This is a genomic window from Geomicrobium sp. JCM 19038 (assembly GCF_000698125.1).
GTDB lineage: Bacteria > Bacillota > Bacilli > Bacillales > Marinococcaceae > Geomicrobium_A.
Genome location: NZ_BAXA01000012.1, coordinates 46,635 through 66,520, shown reverse-complemented (window position 1 = coordinate 66,520; position 19,886 = coordinate 46,635). Strand labels below are relative to the sequence as shown.

The window sequence follows — 19,886 nt, the reverse complement described above, 5'->3', positions numbered from 1 at the left end:
ACTTTCTACGATTGTTCGTGATCGAATTCGGGTAAATAATCCATATGAAAGGATGGTTGTTATTGGGCACTCAAATCGTTTGGTTTCGTAGAGATTTAAGAATACATGATAACAAAGCGTTATATTATGCTTTAGAACACCTCAAAGAAGATGACAAGCTCCTTTTACTCTACCATATTCACCCAGATCTTACTGATGCGTTTACGAAGAGACACGACTACTATTATGAAGCTTTATATGATCACGTTCAGAAGATTGAGCAACAAGGTGGATCGCTTCATTTTATTACAGGTTCAGTCGAAGATGCTTTTCAATCATTATTTTCGATCGTTGATGATTGTACAGCGATTCATTTAAACGTTGATGATACTCCTTTTGCTAGAGAAAGGGATCGGTTTGTGCAACAACTCGCTGACAAGCAGAACATTCGCTACCACGATTATACAGATGCCCATCTACAGGGCGCTCAAGAAATTGTAAAAAAAGATCACAGTCATTACCAAGTGTTTACGCCTTATTATAAACAATGGATCAATCGTACAAAAGAACGACCGTATCACATTGATCTGAGTCAACTACGTGATGTTATTCAAAAACGAACCGATGACTTTACCGAAGGTCAAAAGCAGTTCGGAACATTAATGCAAAAGAAAACAGGCATTTGGAAACAAATGGCTGGCAGCGATCGAGCATTCGAGCAACTTCAAGCTTTCATCACGAACGGTATACTAACGAGTTATAACAGTGATCGAGACCGACCAGACTTTGATGGGACTAGTCGGCTTTCGGCATATTTACGTACAGGAGCAATTTCTCCTCGGACCGTTTATGCAGCTGTACAAGAATACATTGATGAATCTGGCGACGATGAAGGGGCGAACACATTCATTCAAGAGCTCGCTTGGCGAGATTTTTACAATATGATTTATTACCATTATCCAACGAGCAAAGACGAAGAAATTATTTCAAAGTATCAACAACTACAATGGTCGTACGATGAGGAACGCTATCATCATTGGCAGAATGGTACAACTGGATTTCCAATTGTCGATGCTGCAATGCGACAACTCAATGAAATAGGCTGGATGCACAATCGACTTCGTATGATTGTCGCTTCATTTCTGACGAAAGACCTCCAACTGGATTGGCGACTCGGTGAGCGTTATTTTCAAGATCATTTAATTGACTATGATCCTGCCTCAAACATTGGCGGATGGCAATGGGCAGCTTCTACAGGCACTGACCCTGTACCATACTTTCGGATCTTCAATCCGACAAGACAATCAGAAAGGTTCGACCCAGACGGTACGTTTATTACTTCGTACTTACCTGAATTAAAAGAAGTTCCTCTAGCATTTATTCACGAACCTAGTAAAATGTCTGAATCTGAACAAGAAGACGCACATTGTATCATCGGAAGTGACTATCCAAAACCAATCGTCTCTCACCAAGAAATGCGCCAAAAAACACTCGAACGGTTTAAAGAAATACAATAAAAAAAACCGCAAGAAGATAGTATAAGCTCTCTTCTTGCGGTTTTGTTTTCGTTATAGCCAGCTTGGTACAAAGTTCCCGAAGTATGCCGAAATCGTAGAGAATAATCCAGTAAACAGTGCAATTCCAAGAAGAATCATAATGACACCACTCGTTTTTTGAATGAGCGGTAAGTAACGGTTAATAACACTTAATTTATTCAACGACTGAGAGAATAGCAGTGCAACGAGTAGAAACGGAATTCCTAGTCCAATAGAATAGATTAACAAAAGACCAACGCCACTAAACATCGTTTCTTCACGACTCGCCATATAAAGAATTGAACCGAGAATCAATCCAATACAAGGCGTCCAACCTGCAGCAAATACAAGACCGTAACCGACAGAACCAGAGAAACTTGATACCTTCTTCGGCTTACGCTTAATCACTTTTCTCTCTGTAAGTAAAGATCGTAACGAAATAAGACCTGACATTTGTAATCCAAAAAGAATGATAACAATACCACCTATGCGTTCAATCAACGTTCCATACATCGCAAACCAAGTTCCGATCGCAGTAGCTGAAACTCCAAGTAAAACGAAAATAATCGTAAAACCTGAAATGAACCCTAGACTACGCGATAGAATGATGCCTCTGTTCGCATTGATCGCACCACCTTGTACATTACTACCTGTCAATTGAGCAAGGTATGCTGGTACAAGTGGGAAGACACATGGAGAGAAAAAAGTTACCATCCCGGCTAAAAAGGCTGCACCGAGCGATACTTCATCCATCCTTTTTCCCCCTTTTTCAAATAGCTTTCTTCTATTATTGTATATCAGAACATGCTTTTTTACGCATGTCTTTTTAGATTGTAACAAATTTTTCAAGAAACGACGTATGACTCCATATATCAAAAACGAAAAAACTGCCCAATCATTTCGATGTTGGGCAGTTTTACCATTAATGATGAGAATCAACAAGTGGTTCCATTTCGTCGTTCGTGTGGTACTCAATCGCTTCTTTTTCTTTTCCTGATAACGTGTCTTCATACTGAAGTTCATACAAACTGAACACAATGACTGCGACAATTCCTACAGGCAGTATTGCTTTAAATACTTTCATCGTTTGATTCGTTCCTCTCTCCATTGCAATTCACTATCGTCTTGGATCTTGTATTCGGCTTACGTTCCCATTGTCATAATCGGCAATTAGAACTTGAAGACCACCAAAGAAAACAGACGTATAATATCGATCAACATCATGGCCTCTTTCTAATAGAGCTTCTTCACTCTCTTCTGGCCAAGCTGGTTCAATGATCATTTGTTGCTCATTTGTTTCTGGGTGCGTTCCGTGCGTCACCCTCGGTGCTTGCATGGCATCTTCGAAGTTCCCCAACTGCGAACCATACACGAGCACTTGACTCATTATTTGTGGAATACGATTTCCACCTGGGCTACCAACACCAATCACTTCTTGGTTCTCTTGATTAACGAGTAGTGTTGGAGCAATAAAACTACGTGAACGTTTGTGACCTTGATAAAGGTTCGGTGACGTTTCACTTTGTGCAAAGTTGTTCATATGGTTGTTAAGAAAATATCCTTGATTCACCATGACACCTTCACCGAAGAAGTTACTGAGCGTATTCGTTGCAGATACGACCATGCCGTCTGCGTCTGCAATTGAAAATGCAGTCGTATTGCCTTGATCATCTGTACTCGCTACAGCTCCTTCATGAATCGATGTGTTCGCAAGGGAATCGACATTCGAAAGCAGTTCTTCGCTATAGTCGATACTCGTTAGTTGTTCTGCATCTACTGGAGTAAACGTAGGATCACCAATGTTTCGTGAACGATCGCGATAGGCTTCTTTCGTAATCTCAACAAACGTATGCGCGAACTCTGCAGAACCAGGTTCTGCCTCAGTAAGTCCAGCGAGTTCTGCCATTTGTAACTGCTGGATCATTGTGATCCCAGACATCGGAGCAGGCGCTGAGTAGACCGTGTAGTCCGTAAATTGACCAGATACTGCTTCAGTCTCAAGCACCTCGTAAGCTTGTAAGTCGGCAAGCGTTATACTGTTACGATCTCCAGCAAGTTCATTAGCATTTCCCCAGTATAAAAGTCTTCAAACCCATTTTCTAAAAGACGTCGCATCGTGTCAGCGAGTCTCGGTTGTACGAGCTCCATTCCGGCTTTAATGCGCACGCCACTCGGGTAGAACTCTTGTGCTGAACTCTCATCGATTCGTACGTTCGCACGGTATAATCGATCTTCTAACATCTCGTCAACGGTAAATCCGTTCTCCGCTAATTCAATAGCAGGTGTAACGAGATCTTCAATTGGCAACGTTCCGTGCGCCTCATGAACGTGTTGCATTCCTTTAACGAACCCAGGTACACCCGCGTTATTCTCATTCCCCTCAGCAGGTGACATCTCACGGTAATCGTATACAGAAGGTGCAGAAGCTAAGTCTTCTAACACGAGCATTGCTCCACCTCCACCAATGCCAGAACCGTAAGGTTCTACAACACCGAGTGTAAATGAAATGGCAATGGCTGCATCAACCGCGTTACCGCCTTGAGAGAGAATTTGCTCTCCTACCTCTTCTGCGATTGGGTGTGAAGCTGTAACCCCGTAGTCGCCAAGTTCAGTTTGCTCTCCTGTAGGGGCTGACGACGATCCGTTGTCCTCCCCTTCTGTTACAGGTCCTTCTTCATGTTGTGCTTCTTCAGTGACGTTACTGAATACGACTGCAATCGCAAGCAACAAGACGGCTGCAATCGACATGATTATCGTCATTTTTTTGGACATTTAATTTCCTCCCACACTGCGAACGACGAAACACCTCGTATTTCGCTCGTGTTAGTTTACCACATGACGATGATCTACTTCGAATATTAGCCTTCCATCTCGAATCTCGTATGCTTGATCATCTGTCGTATCCTTTGTTAATTGTTGGAAAATCCGTTGCTTGAAGTACTCTTCTCTTGGACCTGTAATTGCTCGAGGTTGTGCTTCATGAACGCGAAACGGAACTAATTCTATTTCTGCTCGTCCATCCTCATACAAATGGTATTGAGCAAGAGCAGTATCTCGTGTACGAGTCCACCCTTGATCAAATATAAAGTTCCCTAATGAGTAGAAAATAATGCCGTCGTTATATGTCTCAACGGATTGCAACACGTGAGGATGGTGCCCAATTACAATGTCTGCTCCAGCGTCAACGTAAGCTTTCATTAACTGCTCTTGTCTCTCAGTTGGGGTACTCGTATATTCCACACCTGCATGCACGTGAGCGATGACGAGATCAGCCGCATCTTCACCACTTTTGGCTGCTTTAATGTACTCTAGTGATTCTGAAGGTGTCGCCGACAGCACTCCTTCTTGACCGCCACCATAATACACATCGTTAAAACCAATGGTTGCGACCGTAATGTTGTTGATCTGCTGGTAATCAATCGCAGGATTTTGGACTTGTCCAACTGCATTTACAGATGATCGGTCTAACACTTCTAACGTATCGTATAAACCTTGTTGACCATAATCAAGAATATGATTGTTTGCGATGTTCACCGTTGAGAAACCAGCGTTTTCTAAGATCTGTACCGTTTCTGCAGGTGCCTCAAGGTGGATTTCCTTGTCTGCAGGTACATAATCATGACCGTCAATTAATAACGGATTCTCAAGATTCCCCGTGACATAATCTGCTTCATCGAAATAAGGCTGTGCGTAATGCAACAAAAAGTCCCCTCCACGATGGTCAATGACGTTCGACACGTATCTTCCTAACATCATGTCTCCCACCATCGAAGCTGTGAAGATTGATTCTTCTTCTTGGCTTCCTGTCTCAGCTAATGATTCTCGTTCTGGTAAAGGCCACCAATTGGCTGCTAGTAATATAGCGAGCGTGACAACAACACCGATAATGCTATGAGGCAATGCTCTTTTTTTGTGCTTTTTCGTAAATGCGAGCATCTTCTCTTTAAATGTAAATTTCTCGTTTTCCATCGAGTAATCCCTCGTCTCATTTAAATCCCATTTCTTAAGCCCTTAATTTATAAGAAATAAAGTAAGGACACGATTAGAAACGTTATACCGCTAAGAACGAGTGTACTTAACGTTGTCGGTAATACCCCTTGACGTTGAAATGCGTTTGCAATCAGTCTGGGACAATAACGCCGAGCCCTCTAAATTCTACGGTCTCAAATGGGAAGACGGGATAGAAATAGTCAAAGATCATCTTAACGAGGATCCCGACTGTCATCATCGCTGCAAATTTACGTCGACCGTAGAGAATCGTAACTCGACCGACGACTTGAGTTACGATTAAGTACGTAATAAAACTTAAAAAGAAAATCATTACTAAAAATATCACTTGATCAAAGACGAGTGCTAAATAACCCGGAACAATTAAACCCGCTGGCATAATTCCCGTTCGTTCTGTATAAATCAAACTGAGCACTACGCCGATCACGAGTGCGATATATAACTCTGTACCAAACAACTGACAGCAACTCCTTACGTCATGCTTCCTTTTTTATCGTTTCTAATCGTTCTATTAATGGTACTGCACCGTGATAATTTCCAATGCCATAGACAACTTGTCCGTCAACGACTTGCTCTAAGTAATCAAACACATCGTTTGCTTCGTATCCTTCGAAATTCACAAGTTCATTTACTCGTAGACGGCCGTCATCATAAGCACTTTGAATCGGTCCAATGCCCTCTCCAATAACGATCAATTTATCCATCTCAATCTCTGGTAATAAATCTTTTGCGAACTGTTCGGTTCGTTCAGGTCGATCTGAACGACAATTCATAACGATAATTGGCTGTTCAGAAGGGTACCCAAGTTCTACGACATTTTCCCAAATCTTTAAAGTAGAGGCCGGTTCGTTTGCAGAGAAACCATTAACAAAGAATGAAGCTTTCCCTTTCGTCTTTGTATCAAATGGAAATACTCTCGTCACACCTGGAGCTGCCTTTGCTTTAAGCATTCCTCGTCCTGCTGTGTTCTCATCAATGTCTAACGCTTTTGCTACCGCGAGAGCAAGAGCGACGTTTTCAGGAAAAATCATGTACTCAAATTTCGTTAAGTATGATTTAGGAACCGCATCAGTGTTGGCAACAAATACTTCGGTATTTCGCTTACGTGCCTCAATCTTGAAATACTCCACATACGGAGATGGTGAAATAATTAGCTTCCCGTTGTAAGGAATCGTCTCTTTGTATGCATCGACCATATGATCAAGAGTCGGACCCATTACTTCCATATGATCTTCTACGACGTTAACGATCACTGTAATGTTTGCTTGCATCCAATTCTCTTGAAGAACGCGCTGATAATCTGGTGCAACGGCCATACATTCGCTAACAAATGCTTCCGCCCCACGATCAGCCGCTTCTTTCATTGCGCCTTTTTGTTCACGAATGTTGGCGCCTTCCGGTCGCCGTTTGATTGGTCGTTCTTCGTCGGTATCCCAATAGAACATCCGGGCTGCCGTCCCTGTCATCTTACCGACCGTTTTAATACCATCCTCCATTAAAACCCCAGCAATTAACCTCGTTACCGTAGACTTCCCCCGGCTGCCGTTCACGTTAATGCGCAGAGGAACTTTGTTCACTTCTACTTGATGTTTTCGTTTCTCATAAATACCTAAACCTAATAGCCCTACTAATATTATGGTTGCAAAAAGGGTAATCACAGCCTGCCCAACTTTCTTACGACAAGTACTCGTTTCAATACACGTACTGCCCATGAGTATACGTTTATTATACTGAAATATTTCTAGCATACGGTTTCAATGCTGTTACAATTTCGTTGATTATTACTAAAATAAAACCATTTAATTAAAAATCCTGTAAAAAATGTCAGCGGTTGAACGTAGTTTTTACTTTTAGCGTAAAGTTATTCACTACTCTTTCAACTTTAATCTTCGTAAGCGATAATCAGAACCTCTCCCGTAAACGCGTCAATTTCAATCTCAGCTTCTAAGTCATTTCGTTCAAGTTCAACGACCCAGATGATCCGACCATCTTCCTCTTCTAACTCAATGCTATCAAGTTCTCCATCAAAATGACCTTTTGCAATCGTTAATGCGTCTTCACTCGTAATGATGACATCTTGTGAACGTTTTTCTTCATCGTTGTCACGATCAGCGTCTCCAACTTTAGAGAGCCCGTGAATCGTTCCAACATGTTCATCGACAAATAATTGATACTCCGTTCCTTGGAACCTCACAGAATACTCATGCATTGACGATGAACTATCCATCTGCGATTGTCCTTCATAAACAACTTCTCCTGGATACTCATCAATCACTTTAGATGTCATCTCATCAATCGATAATACTTCTGAGTCATTCGGAAATAACGCAATCACGATCATCACGATGAGTAAAACTACAATAAGGGCAATCATTTTCTTACTCATCGCTTCCACAATCCTCTCCAGCTTGTAAGCCAATTGTGAACGTCGTAGATGTTCCTTGTTTACTTTCGACAAAAATGGTCGCTTGTTGTGCTCCTATCAACTTCTTGGCAATAGACAACCCGAGCCCAACACCAGTGGCTTGACGATTTCGACCTGCATCGATCTGGTAAAAGCGATCAAATATGTAGGCGACCTCTTGCTCATCAATTCCAACACCATAATCACGAACTCGAACGTATACCGTGTCTTTTTTGCGATCTACGACAAACTCAACTTCTCCTTCACTATACTTTAGAGCATTGTCCACTAAGATATACAAAACTTGCTTTACTTTCTCACGATCTGCATACACCGTTTGAGACGACCGCTGATTAATCTGTTTAATCGAACGGTTTGTTGCGACTTGAAAACGATCACGAACTTCTTCTAGAAGTTGATCAACGAAAAACGTCGTCTTCTCAACGTGCAATTGCTCATCATCTTTAGCAAGGATCAATAACTGCTCTGTTAAGTGTTGCATCTGTTTTGTCTCATCAGAAATTGCAAGTAATGACTCTTTAAATAGTGGAGAACTACGATCAATGTCTCTTCTAAGTAGTAATTTGGCGTAGCCATCAATGACGGTTAACGGCGTTCGCAACTCATGGGAGGCATCTGATACAAACTGCTCTTGTTGCTTAAATTGCCGATGCAATCGCTCCATCATTTTATTAAATGCCACCGTCAATTGTCCAAGTTCATCTTTCGTTACGTTTTGTTCGTTTAACTTCTGAAAGTTCCCTTCTGCTTCAACGTGCACCATCGTTTCACTTAACCGTTGTACGGGTTTGACGATCACTGCTGCAAGCAAAAAACCTCCAACAACGGCAGGCAAGATAGCAATGATGGATGCTACGATTAAAATATATCGCAACAACGCCATATTTTCTTCTAATCCATACAATCGTTCAACGACTTGAAGCGTAACAATTTCACCGTCTTCCCAAATTAATGGCTTTGAGGCAATGACATATCGCTCTTGATCATCTGTTGTCAATGTTTGGGCTGTTTGAGAATCTGTAAACGAAGTCGAAATAGAAGAAAATGACTCGTCCGTCGTAAAGGTGTGAAAACTTTCTTCGTCTTGATTAATAAGTCGAATCATTCCTTCTGACGGAATGTATGACTGAATAACGTTTACGAGGATAAGTTCATCGTATGGAACGGTACTCACCGCTTGACTCATCGCATCTGTCTGATTGAGTACCCGTTCTGCCTCACTTTGAAAGCTTTGGTTTTCGTAAAACAAATAGACGGACACATTCGTTAAGCTTACAAACACAACGACAACGACGGAAGCAAGAAGTTGAATTTTCGTTCGTAACTTCACGGTTTAACGACTTTCATCACATAACCGACGCCACGAACCGTATGAATTAACGATACGCTTGCGTTGTGATCAATTTTTTTCCGAAGATAACGAATGTACACATCTGTTACATTTGTATCTCCAATATAGTCATAGCCCCAAACGTGTTGCAGCAACTGATCCCTCGTAAGTACATGACCTTGGTTTTCCAGTAAATAGACGAGTAAACGAAATTCCTTCGCTGTTAACTCAATCAGCTGATCGTTACGATATACCTCATGTCGTTCTGGATAGACGACAACATCGGCTAACGTAAGCATACTCTCACTTTCAGTGTCTTCTTGTTTTGACTTTCGAAGTTGTACTCGAATCCGTGCAAGCAATTCCTCATTTTCAAATGGCTTTGTTATATAATCATTGGCACCCGAATCTAACCCACTTACTTTATCTGTTACATCTGCTTTTGCAGTTAGCATAATGACTGGAGTCGTACGGTCGTTTTTTCTAAAGCGCCGTAAAATCTCTAAACCGCTTAGTTTTGGTAACATTACATCAAGTAAAAGCAAGTCAAAGCGGTTCTGTTCAACCGCTTGAACTGCCTCCATTCCGTCATGACAAACCGTCGTTTCATAGCCTTCATATTCAAGCTCAAGAACGAGCAATCGACTGATCTTCAAATCGTCTTCAGCGATTAAGATTTTCACTTTCATCCTCCTTAACACCGGGGTTTAGCCACATTTTCAAAATGACAAACCATACCGACGCATACAGAACAGCCGCAATAATATCGCTTGGGAAATGGACAGCGAGTACGACACGGCTTAATGCAATTACGATCGCTAAAATCATTAACCCTACACTGATGATAAGTTTAAAACGACTCAATTTGTAACTTTGATAAACGAGAAAGGAAAGAAATAGTGCAAGCATCATTGCCCGAAACGAGTGTCCGCTTGGAAAGCTGTACGATAAGAGGTTAAACACCTCACCGATGTAGTCAATGCTCTTTTCAATTCCGTAAGGCCGGTCTCGTGCAATAATTTGCTTAAGCACGGTATTAATGAGTACACCACCGACAAAAAAGACAACCATAAATATAAACCATTGCCACTGTTTTCTCCAATAAAACGCAACAGAGAAAGTTGCAATGATAAGCAAAAATGCCGTCGAACCACCAAGAACCGTAATCAATTCCGCAAATGTATACAATGCACTCTTCTGAACGATGCACGGGTTCTAGCGCCTCATAAATGAGCTCGTCCACACGTAAAGCGAGTGGTCGAAACAAAAATGAGATGATGACGGTTAAGGTAATATAAAGCAATGTTTTTGTGAGTCGGTTCATTTTCAAAACGTTATTCCTACTTTCTACTTTGCCAATCTACGAGGTAACAATGATTCTGTTTCATGTGTCCCGACTAATCCTAAAATCGTATAGAGCACGCGCTGTGGTCCCAAATAACTGTTCGTCGGTCGGTACCATTCATTTAAGGTGTGCGCTGCGCCTGCTTCACCACCTGCTCCAAGTGTTAGGGCAGGAACACCTATATGAATCGGATGATTTGCATCTGTACTAGCAGGCCCTGCAAGCTTTGGCGTTAAATCAAGAGATTTTGTTGCCATTTCAGCCACGTGAACGATTGGAGCATCCGTCGACTGCGTTCCCACAGGTCGATCTCCAATTTTCGTTACGGTATATGTAAGCTTTCCTAGTGGAGCACGCATTGATTCTTCATTGATTGCAGTTGCTAATGCTTGATGCAAATAATCGTCAATGGCTTGCAATTGAAGGTTGCCATTTGACCGTAAATCAATTGTCATTCTCGCGAATTCTGCAATGGCAGTTGGAGATGTACCTCCTTGGATACTCCCAATATTAAACGTCGTTTTAGGTACGTCGGTTACATCATATTCGGTTAATTTTGCTGCCGCTTTTGCAGCTACATGTATAGCACTCGGCGTTCCGAATGCCCCAAAGCTATGTCCACCAGGCCCTGAAATGGTTACTTCATACCGATAACTACCCGTACCAAGGTAAATAATCTCTGTTGGGGATACAGCATCAATTGAAATAAATCCATCAACTTCAGTATGTTGATCAAAAAATGCTTTCACACCTCGTAAATCACCTACACCTTCTTCGCCAACAGTCGCCCCAAATATAATTTTCCCTTTTATTGAAAGCTTGTTCGTTGTGAACGCCCGTACAATCGATAACATCGCCGCTAACCCTCTAGCGTCATCTGTAATGCCTGCTCCGTAGTATGTACCTTCCTTATACGTTACTGTTGTATCAACATCTTCTGCAAAAACACTGTCTGCATGCGCGCTTACGAACAATGTTGGTCCGTCTTCAGTACCTCATACGTTCCAAACACGTTGCCTTCCTCATCCTTTTGAACTTCTACTAAACCGAGTTGTTCAAGTTGCTCATAAATATAGTCAGTTCGCTTTTCTTCTTTGAATGGAGGTGCTGGAATTTCTGCAAGTACAATTTGCTCCTCTAGCGTTCTTGTATCATCATTTGCCAAAAAAGTGATTGCTTCTTCAACCGCTTTCATTTGTTTTAGCTGTTCATAAACTTGTTTGTACGTATCCATCGTAACCCTCCTCATAGTCTCCCAACAATTATACGTTAATACGAAAAAACCTGAAAGGAACATCCCTAGTCCTTTCAGGTTTAACTCGTCTTTTTCTGCCCGACAGCTTTATATTCTTCTACTTTTTGATCAAGTTGCGTGAGCAAATCGTTTGCTTCGTTTTCATTAATCGTTAAATAATGATGATTTCCATTCGGTTGTTCATTTAATTCATCCGCTTTAGCGACAATTTGTTGTAACGGATTTAGTGTAAGTGTACCTTCTGGTAAATACGAATCTGTATGAAGTAAAATCGCAAGGGCAATTTCTTTCGCTTTCGAGCGATCCTCTCCGAGACGAATGAGTAACTTATGCGCTCGCTCAGCGCCCTTTATCGCATGAATATCATTTTCTTTATAACGATCAAAGTCCCACTTTCCATCCTCACGATACCACGTGTAGTGGCCAATATCATGCATGAATGCAGCCTTTGTTGCCAAATCAGAATCTACGTCCATTTCAACAGCGAGATTATAAGCCGTATTTGCTGTGTCAATCGCGTGTCTTAATCCTGAACGTGTTATAAATTTCCTTGCAACTGGGTGAGTATAAATATCCAATAACGTTACGTTACGCATGGAATCTCCTCCTAGTTTTTTCATTCAAACATAACACGTGGCACGTATTAATTTCAAGTAAAAAAAAGCCCCGAAGGGCTTTTGAATTAGTCGTTAAATACTTTTACTTCTTTCATCTTGTCTCCTGGCTTAATTGCTAACACTTCGTCCATTCCGCTCGTCACTTGTCCGAAGACCGTATGAACACCGTCAAGGTGCGGTTGCGCTTCATGTACGAGGAAAAATTGTGATGAACCAGTGTCTTTTCCAGCGTGCGCCATTGAGAGGGCACCTGCAACATGCTTATGCGGGTTACCTTCTGTTTCACACTTAATGTTCTTGCCACTACCACCAGCACCTGTTCCTGTAGGATCTCCGCCTTGTGCGACAAATCCAGGAATAACACGGTGGAACGTTACGCCATTGTAAAACTCAGTGTTCGCTAAGTTTTCAAAGTTAGCAACCGTGTTTGGTGCTGCGTCTGGGTAAAACTCCATTTCAATTTTGTTGCCATTCTCCATTTCAATGTATCCTTTTTTCGCCATTGTTTGTGCCTCCATTAATTATGATTCTTCCATGAGTTCTGCTAGGTAAGACCAACGTTCCATGAGTTGGTCAACTTCGTCTTCAATTGCTTTCACTTCTTGCATCAAATCTTGCAACTGACCGGAGTCGCTACCTGCATGTGCCATGGTCTCTTCTAATTCTGCCTTTTTTTGCTCTAGAATGTCAATGCGCTCTTCAATTGTGTTCCAATCTTGTTGATCTTTGTATGACAGCTTCTTACGTGATTTCACCTGCTTTGGTTGAGGCTCATTCTTCACTTTTACTTTCGCAGGCTTTTCCTCTTTCGTTTGCCAATAGGTTTCAAAGTAACCGACAAAACGTAGAATTGGCTCCCCTTGTTGGAAAATCAACAAACGATCCGCAATACGGTCAAGGAAATAACGATCATGGGAAACCGTAACGACCGAGCCAGGGAAATCAACGAGATATTCTTCTAATAATCGAAGGGTTGGAATATCCAAATTGTTCGTTGGCTCATCCAAAAACAGCACGTTTGGCTCTTCCATTAAGATTCTAAGCAAGTAGAGTCGACGACGTTCCCCGCCAGAAAGGCGCTGAACGTATGACCACTGTACACTTCTAGGAAATAGAAAACGCTCAAGCATTTGTTCAGCAGTAATCGTTGTGCCATCTTTCGTTTTGATGACCGATGCCCCTTCGCGGATATACTCAAGCACACGTAAATCACCATCGATTTCCGTTTCACCTTGAGTAAAATAACCGATTCGTACCGTTTCTCCGTGCTCAACCGCGCCTTCATCCGGTTGAATGCGTTTAGCTAATAAATTTAGAAAGGTTGTCTTGCCAGTACCGTTCTCACCAGTAATCCCAATCCTTTCTCCACGATCGACCCGCTCGTCAACGTGTTGAAATAACCACTCTTCATTTGCGAAACGCTTTGACACAGAAAAGGCTTCGATTACTTTCTTTCCTAGTCTTGCTTGATCTGAAACGAACGATAACGTGTCCGTTGATTGCTCTTGTTTTTGTTCTTTCAAGTCGTGAACGCGATCGATTCGTGCTTTCTGCTTCGTCGTTCTCGCTTTCGCACCACGATGTAACCATTCTAATTCTCGTCTTAAGATGTTTTGACGACGATCTTCGGCTTTAAGCGCTTCTTCTTCCCGTCTCGCTTTTTCTGCTAAATACGTTTCATAGTTACCATCATATTGATAAAGGTTACCTCGGTCTAACTCAAAAATCGTGTTCGTCACGCGATTTAAGAAATAGCGATCGTGCGTCACCATCATTAGTGCACCACTATATTGACTAATAAATGATTCCAACCACGCAATTGATGTGGAGTCAAGATGGTTCGTTGGCTCATCAAGTATCAAGAGATCGGCACGATCAATAAGCGCGCGCGCGAGCGCCACTCTTTTCTTTTGTCCTCCGGATAGCTTACGAATTTCTTGGTTTGTCTCTTTAATCCCGAGCTTAGAAAGGATTGTTTTCGCTTTCGTATCCGCTTCCCATGCGTTCAATCGATCCATCTCTGCTTGCATTTGAAACAATCGATTTTCATTTGTTGATGAAGAAGGGTCGTTCTCAAATTGCTTTAACGCCCGGTCATAATCGTGCAATACGGTCATCACTTCAGAAGGCCCTTGAAAGACCGTCTCTAAAACCGTCAATTGTTCATCAAATTGCGGTTCTTGCTCTACGTATTGAATCCGAAAGTTTTTCGCATGCGTAAACGAACCATGCTCTAAATCTTCTTGTTTAGTAATCGTTTTTAATAAAGTAGATTTGCCTGTACCATTCGCACCAATAATGCCAATTCTACTCGTATTTTCTATCGTAAAAGAAACTTTGTTCAGTAAGCTTTTCTCACCAAACGTCTTCGTCAGTTCATCTGCTATTAATACGCTCATTTCCGACTCCCTTTCACTCTTCATTCTACCACAAAAATAGAATTTGATTGAATGGTGATACTACGTGAGGAAACTCGATTATGAGGAGGTTAAACTTTTGAAAACTTACCCAACAGGTGGATTTAAACCACAAACCCAACCGAAACAACCCGGAATCGAAAGCACGATGGACCCGCTGCCGTTCCACACACAACCGATCACGCATAAAGAAAGGAGACTACATGGAAAAGTTGCGCTCATAACTGGCGGGGATAGCGGCATTGGTCGGAGCGTTGCGATTGCATTTGCGAATGAAGGTGCGGATGTTGCAATTATTTATTACGATGAACATGACGATGCAAAAGAAACACAGTTGCTTGTCGAAAAAACTGGGAAACGTTGTTATTTGCATCATGGTGACTTAAAACAATCCACAGAATGTCAAAAAGCTGTGCAATCAACGATTGAAGCGTTAGGGCACATCAACATTCTCGTTAACAACTGCGCGGTACAATACCCGAAACAATCCCTATTAGAAATTACCGATGAACAGCTTCAATTAACATTTGAAACGAATGTATTTTCTTATGTTTACATGACGAAAGCAGTATTGCCTCACCTAAATCAAGGAGATTCGATCATTTGTACGTCTTCAATCACGGGTCACGTTGGCAATGAAACGTTGATTGACTATTCGAGTACAAAAGGTGCAATCACTGCATTTGCGAGAAGTATGGCAAAGTCACTCGTTACAGACGGTATTCGTGTCAACACGGTGGCCCCTGGACCAATTTGGACACCTCTCATTCCTTCTTCTTTTGACGCACAAAAGGTTTCACAATTCGGCGCGAATACACCGATGAAGCGAGCAGGACAACCTGAAGAACTGGCAGGAGCATACGTGTACTTGGCATCAGATGACGCGTCTTACGTGACTGGTCAAACGATTCATGTAAACGGCGGTGACTTTATGTCCTCTTAAAAAAAACGACCGGAGATCCGGTCGTTTTACATTATTCTGCTTCGTATCCTGCTTCGATGTTCTCGATCATGCCTCTAACAGACTCAAGTCCACCACCGCTTAGGTACCAGAAGTCACCGTCAAGTTCAACGATGTTATCGTTTTGGTGAGCTGGTGTACGTTCAACAAGCTCATTGTTAATCACTTCTGTTGCACTTGCTTCAGCATCACTTCCAACCGTTGCACCACGGTCTAAAATAAAGATGTAGTCCGGTTCAACATCAGCAATGTACTCAAATGATACGTTCTCACCGTGGCTTTCAGCGCTAATTTCAGTGTCAGCAGCTGGAATTCCTAATACATCATGAATGAAACCAAAGCGTGAACCAATACCGTATGCACTAGCCGCACCTTCATCTGCTGAAAGGATAAGCGCGTTTTGTTCACTTTCTTCAGCACGCTCGTTAATGCCTGCAATCATGTCGTTGATTTCAGAGAGTTGCGTGTCAACTTCATCTTGTGCATCAAAGATCTCACCAAGTACATTCATGTTTGACTCAAATGACTCCATGTAGTTTTCGTTGTCTACAGCAAGGAAAACTGTTGGAGCAATTTCACTTAGTTCATCGTAGTTATCTGAAGCGCGACCTGAGATGAAAATAACATCTGGTTGCATTTCGTTGATTAATTCAAAGTTCGGTTCAAAAAGACTTCCCACGTCTTCAGCCGTACCTTCTAAATCTGATAAGTAACCTGGAACGTTGTTTGCTTGTGGAATTCCTGATACATTTCCGTCAATCGCACGGATTGAATCTGTAATACCATTATCAAACGAAACGACAACTTCAGGATTTACCGGTACTGTTGTTTCACCAAGATCGTGCTCAATTGTTACTTCTCCACCTGCAGCAGCGTCATCGCCTTCAGCGTCTTCTTCAGCATCAGCTTCATCTTCTACTGTCTCTTCAGTGTCCTCCGCGCCTGTGTCTGCGCCTTCGTTTTGTTCTTCGTCAGCTCCACAAGCAGCTAGTGCTGTTAGCATTGCAACCGATACTACAGATACATAAAACTTTTTCATCGTTAATTATCTCCCTTTTTCTACGTACGATATTTCCCCATTTATCGTAAGACCTATTGTGGCATTATGTTTCTAAGAGCGCCCCAGGCCCCACCCCCTACAAGTTGGTCACTTCATTTACGTAAAGTACACACAAATCTTGTTGCAATTTACTTCTTCGATCCCAATGTCCATGTCGTAAATTTTCTTTAACGTTGTTGGATTAATAATTTCATGGCAGTGCCCTTGTGCCGCTAACTCGCCATCTTTCATCGCAATAATGTCATCAGAATAGCAAGACGCAAAGTTAATATCGTGCACAACGATTAGAATCGTTTTCCCTAAATCATCACAAAGTTTACGTAACGTCTTCATAATTGAGACAGAATGTTTCATATCAAGGTTATTCAATGGCTCATCTAAAATGATGTAGTCCGTGTCTTGAGCTAAAACCATGGCAATAAACGCTCGCTGCTTTTGACCACCACTTAGTTGGTCTAAGTATTTGTCTTGCATATCGCGAAGCTCCATATAATCAATGGCGTTCTCAACGTATCCCCAATCAGCTTTCGACAAGCGATTGCGAGAATGCGGAAAGCGTCCGAAACTAACGAGCTCACGTACCGTCAAACGGATATTAATGTTATTCGCTTGCTTTAAGATTGAGACCTTTTTTGCAAGCTCATCACTTTTATAGCTTTTAATAGGTTTTCCTTCGACGAGAACTTCGCCTGAGTCATGACCCATTAAACGACTCATCATGGAAATGAGCGTACTTTTCCCGGCACCGTTTGGTCCGATAAAAGACGTAATTGAACCTTTTCTAACGCCAATGGATACATCTTTTACTACTTTCTTTCCATCAAATGACTTTGAGACGTTTTTCACTTCAAGGGCAATGTCGCCCGTTTCGAATTGTGACTTTTGACGTTCTAGCATGTTAAGAGCCATTAGTTTTTCGTCCCCCTTAGAAGTAAGTAAATAAAGTATGCGCCGCCGATGAAGTTAATAAACACACTTAACGGTGCGGAAAAAGCAAAGACACGCTCTACGAGTAACGTTCCACCTACAAGTGCAACAACACTTACGAGAATTGATCCGATTGCAAGTGTTGAGTGCCTAAATGTTGGCAGCATCTCTCTTGCCACGTTCACAACGAGTAACCCTAAAAACATAATCGGTCCAACGAGTGCCGTTGAAACAGAAACCATGATCGCAATGACAATTAAAAAGCGTCTGATGACTTTGTCATACGGAATTCCTAAGTTCACTGCATGGTCTCGACCGAGTGCGAGTGTATCTAAATATTTCAAGTAAGGAAATACGTACAGTAACGTTAGAAGCAATATAATAATTGATAACCATAATAGATCGACGTTTATGTTACTAAAGCTTGCAAACATCCGATTTTGAATTGACTGGAACTCATTTGGATCAATGAGCACTTGCATAAACGTTGAAAGACTTCCAAATAACGTACCAAATACAATTCCTACAAGTAATAAGAAGTAAATGTTCTGTTGTTCTCCTCTAAAGAGCAACGCGTACAATAGTAATGCGAACAACACCATGAATACAATGGACATTAAAAAGTTCGCTTCTGGAGAGAAAAAGACAAGTCCAAGTGTACCGAAGAAAAACACAAGTGCTGTTTGAATGAGCATATATAAAGAATCTAAACCGATGATACTCGGTGTTAAGATTCGATTATTCGTGATCGTCTGGAAGATTAACGTTGAAAACGCAATGGCTGAACCGACGATGATAATCGCCGCAACACTTCGACCACGTCTCGGTAACGCATAATCCCATCCAGTCGGCGTTAAACCGATAAATAAAAACGTCGCGATTAAGCTAATTGACAATACAATGAGTGAGATAAAAATCCATTTCGTCTTACGTTGCATACGACTTTCTCCTTAACAGCAAGAATAGGAAGAGTGCGCTTCCAATCACTCCGACCATCAAACCGATCGGAATCTCATAAGGATAGATGAGCACACGGCCAAGAATGTCGCATATAAGTAAGAAGATCGCCCCAAACAGTGCCGTATGTGGCAAACTGTTTCGTAGATATCGCCTCTCATAATCGAAACGATGTTCGGAATAATAAGTCCAAGAAATGGTATTGAACCAATTGTAACGACAACTGCTGCTGTAATGACTGCAACAATAAGTAAGCCTATGTTCATAATCTGCTTATAATTTAATCCTAAGCTTTGTGAGAAATCTCTACCCATCCCTGCAACCGTAAACCGGTTCGCAAAGATAAATGCAATGATCACAAGTGGAATTCCGATATAAAGAATCTCAAAGTTCCCGCGTAGCACGAGTGAGAAGCTTCCTTGCATCCAAGAATTTAAACTTTGAATAAGGTCATACTGGTAAGCGAAGAACGTCGTTACAGCATTTACGACACTTCCGAGCATTAACCCAACAAGTGGTACGAAAATGACGTTTTTATAACGAATCCGTTCAAGTATTCTCATGAACAAGAATGTACCGCCAAGTGCAAAGAGAAATGCAACGAACAATCTCTCCATCGTACTCGCACCAGCGAACACAATAATGGCGACGAGAATTCCGAGCCTTGCCCAATCCAGCGTCCCAGCAGTTGTTGGTGAAACGAACTTGTTCTGTGTTAGTTGTTGCATAATCAGTCCAGCAACACTTAAGCTCACACCAACGATAATAATCGCTAGAAGCTTGGTAATCGGCTAATTAATAATGTTTCCCATTGTTCTTCGGTGAAATTGTGTATGTTCCAAATCGACAAGTCTTGCACACCGACAAACAAGGAAATGATCGATAGTAAAATGAGTGCAGGTATTAAGTACTTAATCTTCATCAAGGTGTCTGATCAAAATGGCTACAGCACTTTAATCGCCCCTCCTCGCTCTTCACTAAGGTTGGGTGCTGATGCAAATGAGATTCATTATCAACAGTGCCACTTCTGATTATACTATGTTTTGAAATGAGGTCAATGAGTAATTGAG

Annotated in this window: 23 protein-coding genes and 1 pseudogene; 2 read left to right on the top strand and 22 right to left on the bottom strand. The window is 41.8% G+C overall.

Annotated features, from left to right (window positions below):
- Nucleotides 1-62: 62 nt before the first annotated feature.
- Nucleotides 63-1,496, top strand: coding sequence for a deoxyribodipyrimidine photo-lyase (locus JCM19038_RS14725; RefSeq protein ID WP_052361731.1), 1,434 nt, complete (start codon nucleotides 63-65; stop codon nucleotides 1,494-1,496).
- Nucleotides 1,497-1,547: 51 nt separating this feature from the next.
- Here the strand turns inward: JCM19038_RS14725 and JCM19038_RS14720 are convergent, their stop codons facing one another.
- The 16 genes and pseudogenes from JCM19038_RS14720 to JCM19038_RS14655 form a co-directional block, all read right to left on the bottom strand.
- Nucleotides 1,548-2,267: a cytochrome c biogenesis CcdA family protein gene (locus tag JCM19038_RS14720; protein ID WP_042419444.1), complete on the bottom strand. Its 720-nt coding sequence runs from the start codon at nucleotides 2,265-2,267 to the stop codon at nucleotides 1,548-1,550.
- 169 nt (nucleotides 2,268-2,436) lie between these two features.
- Nucleotides 2,437-2,598 (bottom strand): hypothetical protein, encoded by a 162-nt coding sequence (locus JCM19038_RS22930; RefSeq protein ID WP_169961770.1) that lies wholly within the window; start codon nucleotides 2,596-2,598, stop codon nucleotides 2,437-2,439.
- A gap of 33 nt (nucleotides 2,599-2,631) precedes the next feature.
- Entirely contained in the window at nucleotides 2,632-3,519 is an 888-nt protein-coding gene (locus JCM19038_RS24555) for a gamma-glutamyltransferase (RefSeq protein WP_052361729.1), read from the bottom strand.
- Between the two features lie 26 nt (nucleotides 3,520-3,545).
- Complete coding sequence (locus tag JCM19038_RS24550) at nucleotides 3,546-4,286, bottom strand: gamma-glutamyltransferase (RefSeq protein ID WP_052361727.1); 741 nt, start codon at nucleotides 4,284-4,286, stop codon at nucleotides 3,546-3,548.
- Nucleotides 4,287-4,337: 51 nt separating this feature from the next.
- Nucleotides 4,338-5,483, bottom strand: coding sequence for a CapA family protein (locus JCM19038_RS14705; protein ID WP_042419441.1), 1,146 nt, complete (start codon nucleotides 5,481-5,483; stop codon nucleotides 4,338-4,340).
- Nucleotides 5,484-5,530: 47 nt separating this feature from the next.
- A pseudogene (pgsC, locus tag JCM19038_RS14700) lies at nucleotides 5,531-5,979 on the bottom strand (poly-gamma-glutamate biosynthesis protein PgsC).
- Nucleotides 5,980-5,998: 19 nt separating this feature from the next.
- Nucleotides 5,999-7,270 carry a poly-gamma-glutamate synthase PgsB gene (gene pgsB / locus JCM19038_RS14695; RefSeq protein ID WP_238554439.1) on the bottom strand — a complete coding sequence of 424 codons (1,272 nt, stop codon included), beginning with the start codon at nucleotides 7,268-7,270 and terminating at the stop codon, nucleotides 5,999-6,001.
- 134 nt (nucleotides 7,271-7,404) lie between these two features.
- The gene (locus JCM19038_RS14690) at nucleotides 7,405-7,908 is read right to left on the bottom strand and encodes a PepSY domain-containing protein (protein WP_042419438.1); all 504 of its coding nucleotides are present in this window, start codon (nucleotides 7,906-7,908) and stop codon (nucleotides 7,405-7,407) included.
- Nucleotides 7,901-9,277, bottom strand: coding sequence for an ATP-binding protein (locus JCM19038_RS14685; RefSeq protein ID WP_042419435.1), 1,377 nt, complete (start codon nucleotides 9,275-9,277; stop codon nucleotides 7,901-7,903). Before JCM19038_RS14685 ends, JCM19038_RS14690 begins: the two co-directional genes overlap by 8 nt.
- Entirely contained in the window at nucleotides 9,274-9,966 is a 693-nt protein-coding gene (locus JCM19038_RS14680; protein WP_042419432.1) for a response regulator transcription factor, read from the bottom strand. The genes JCM19038_RS14685 and JCM19038_RS14680 overlap by 4 nt, the downstream gene beginning before the upstream one ends.
- The gene (locus JCM19038_RS14675) at nucleotides 9,941-10,465 is read right to left on the bottom strand and encodes a phosphatase PAP2 family protein (RefSeq protein WP_042419429.1); all 525 of its coding nucleotides are present in this window, start codon (nucleotides 10,463-10,465) and stop codon (nucleotides 9,941-9,943) included. Before JCM19038_RS14675 ends, JCM19038_RS14680 begins: the two co-directional genes overlap by 26 nt.
- A 159-nt stretch (nucleotides 10,466-10,624) precedes the next feature.
- Nucleotides 10,625-11,596 carry a M20/M25/M40 family metallo-hydrolase gene (locus tag JCM19038_RS14670; RefSeq protein WP_238554438.1) on the bottom strand — a complete coding sequence of 324 codons (972 nt, stop codon included), beginning with the start codon at nucleotides 11,594-11,596 and terminating at the stop codon, nucleotides 10,625-10,627.
- On the bottom strand, nucleotides 11,587-11,856 hold the full coding sequence (locus tag JCM19038_RS23835; RefSeq protein WP_238554437.1) for a hypothetical protein: 270 nt from the start codon (nucleotides 11,854-11,856) through the stop codon (nucleotides 11,587-11,589). Before JCM19038_RS23835 ends, JCM19038_RS14670 begins: the two co-directional genes overlap by 10 nt.
- A gap of 80 nt (nucleotides 11,857-11,936) precedes the next feature.
- On the bottom strand, nucleotides 11,937-12,473 hold the full coding sequence (locus tag JCM19038_RS14665; protein WP_042419426.1) for an HD domain-containing protein: 537 nt from the start codon (nucleotides 12,471-12,473) through the stop codon (nucleotides 11,937-11,939).
- 86 nt (nucleotides 12,474-12,559) lie between these two features.
- Nucleotides 12,560-12,997 (bottom strand): peptidylprolyl isomerase, encoded by a 438-nt coding sequence (locus JCM19038_RS14660; RefSeq protein ID WP_042359569.1) that lies wholly within the window; start codon nucleotides 12,995-12,997, stop codon nucleotides 12,560-12,562.
- Nucleotides 12,998-13,015: 18 nt separating this feature from the next.
- Nucleotides 13,016-14,893, bottom strand: a complete 1,878-nt coding sequence (locus JCM19038_RS14655; RefSeq protein ID WP_042419422.1) for an ABC-F family ATP-binding cassette domain-containing protein — start codon at nucleotides 14,891-14,893, stop codon at nucleotides 13,016-13,018.
- 97 nt (nucleotides 14,894-14,990) lie between these two features.
- Between JCM19038_RS14655 and JCM19038_RS14650 the strand changes: the two genes are divergently transcribed.
- Entirely contained in the window at nucleotides 14,991-15,854 is an 864-nt protein-coding gene (locus JCM19038_RS14650) for an SDR family oxidoreductase (RefSeq protein WP_042419420.1), read from the top strand.
- Nucleotides 15,855-15,885: 31 nt separating this feature from the next.
- On the opposite strand, the gene JCM19038_RS14645 is transcribed toward JCM19038_RS14650, so the two are convergent.
- The 6 genes from JCM19038_RS14645 to JCM19038_RS23825 form a co-directional block, all read right to left on the bottom strand.
- Entirely contained in the window at nucleotides 15,886-16,911 is a 1,026-nt protein-coding gene (locus JCM19038_RS14645; protein ID WP_042419417.1) for a siderophore ABC transporter substrate-binding protein, read from the bottom strand.
- Between the two features lie 117 nt (nucleotides 16,912-17,028).
- Nucleotides 17,029-17,841, bottom strand: a complete 813-nt coding sequence (locus JCM19038_RS14640) for an ABC transporter ATP-binding protein (RefSeq protein WP_081831825.1) — start codon at nucleotides 17,839-17,841, stop codon at nucleotides 17,029-17,031.
- Nucleotides 17,841-18,797 carry an iron chelate uptake ABC transporter family permease subunit gene (locus JCM19038_RS14635; protein WP_042419414.1) on the bottom strand — a complete coding sequence of 319 codons (957 nt, stop codon included), beginning with the start codon at nucleotides 18,795-18,797 and terminating at the stop codon, nucleotides 17,841-17,843. Before JCM19038_RS14635 ends, JCM19038_RS14640 begins: the two co-directional genes overlap by 1 nt.
- Nucleotides 18,787-18,903 (bottom strand): hypothetical protein, encoded by a 117-nt coding sequence (locus tag JCM19038_RS23830; RefSeq protein ID WP_238554447.1) that lies wholly within the window; start codon nucleotides 18,901-18,903, stop codon nucleotides 18,787-18,789. Before JCM19038_RS23830 ends, JCM19038_RS14635 begins: the two co-directional genes overlap by 11 nt.
- On the bottom strand, nucleotides 18,855-19,544 hold the full coding sequence (locus JCM19038_RS14630; protein WP_238554436.1) for an iron chelate uptake ABC transporter family permease subunit: 690 nt from the start codon (nucleotides 19,542-19,544) through the stop codon (nucleotides 18,855-18,857). Before JCM19038_RS14630 ends, JCM19038_RS23830 begins: the two co-directional genes overlap by 49 nt.
- A 44-nt stretch (nucleotides 19,545-19,588) precedes the next feature.
- Nucleotides 19,589-19,738: a hypothetical protein gene (locus tag JCM19038_RS23825; RefSeq protein ID WP_238554435.1), complete on the bottom strand. Its 150-nt coding sequence runs from the start codon at nucleotides 19,736-19,738 to the stop codon at nucleotides 19,589-19,591.
- Nucleotides 19,739-19,886: the final 148 nt, after the last annotated feature.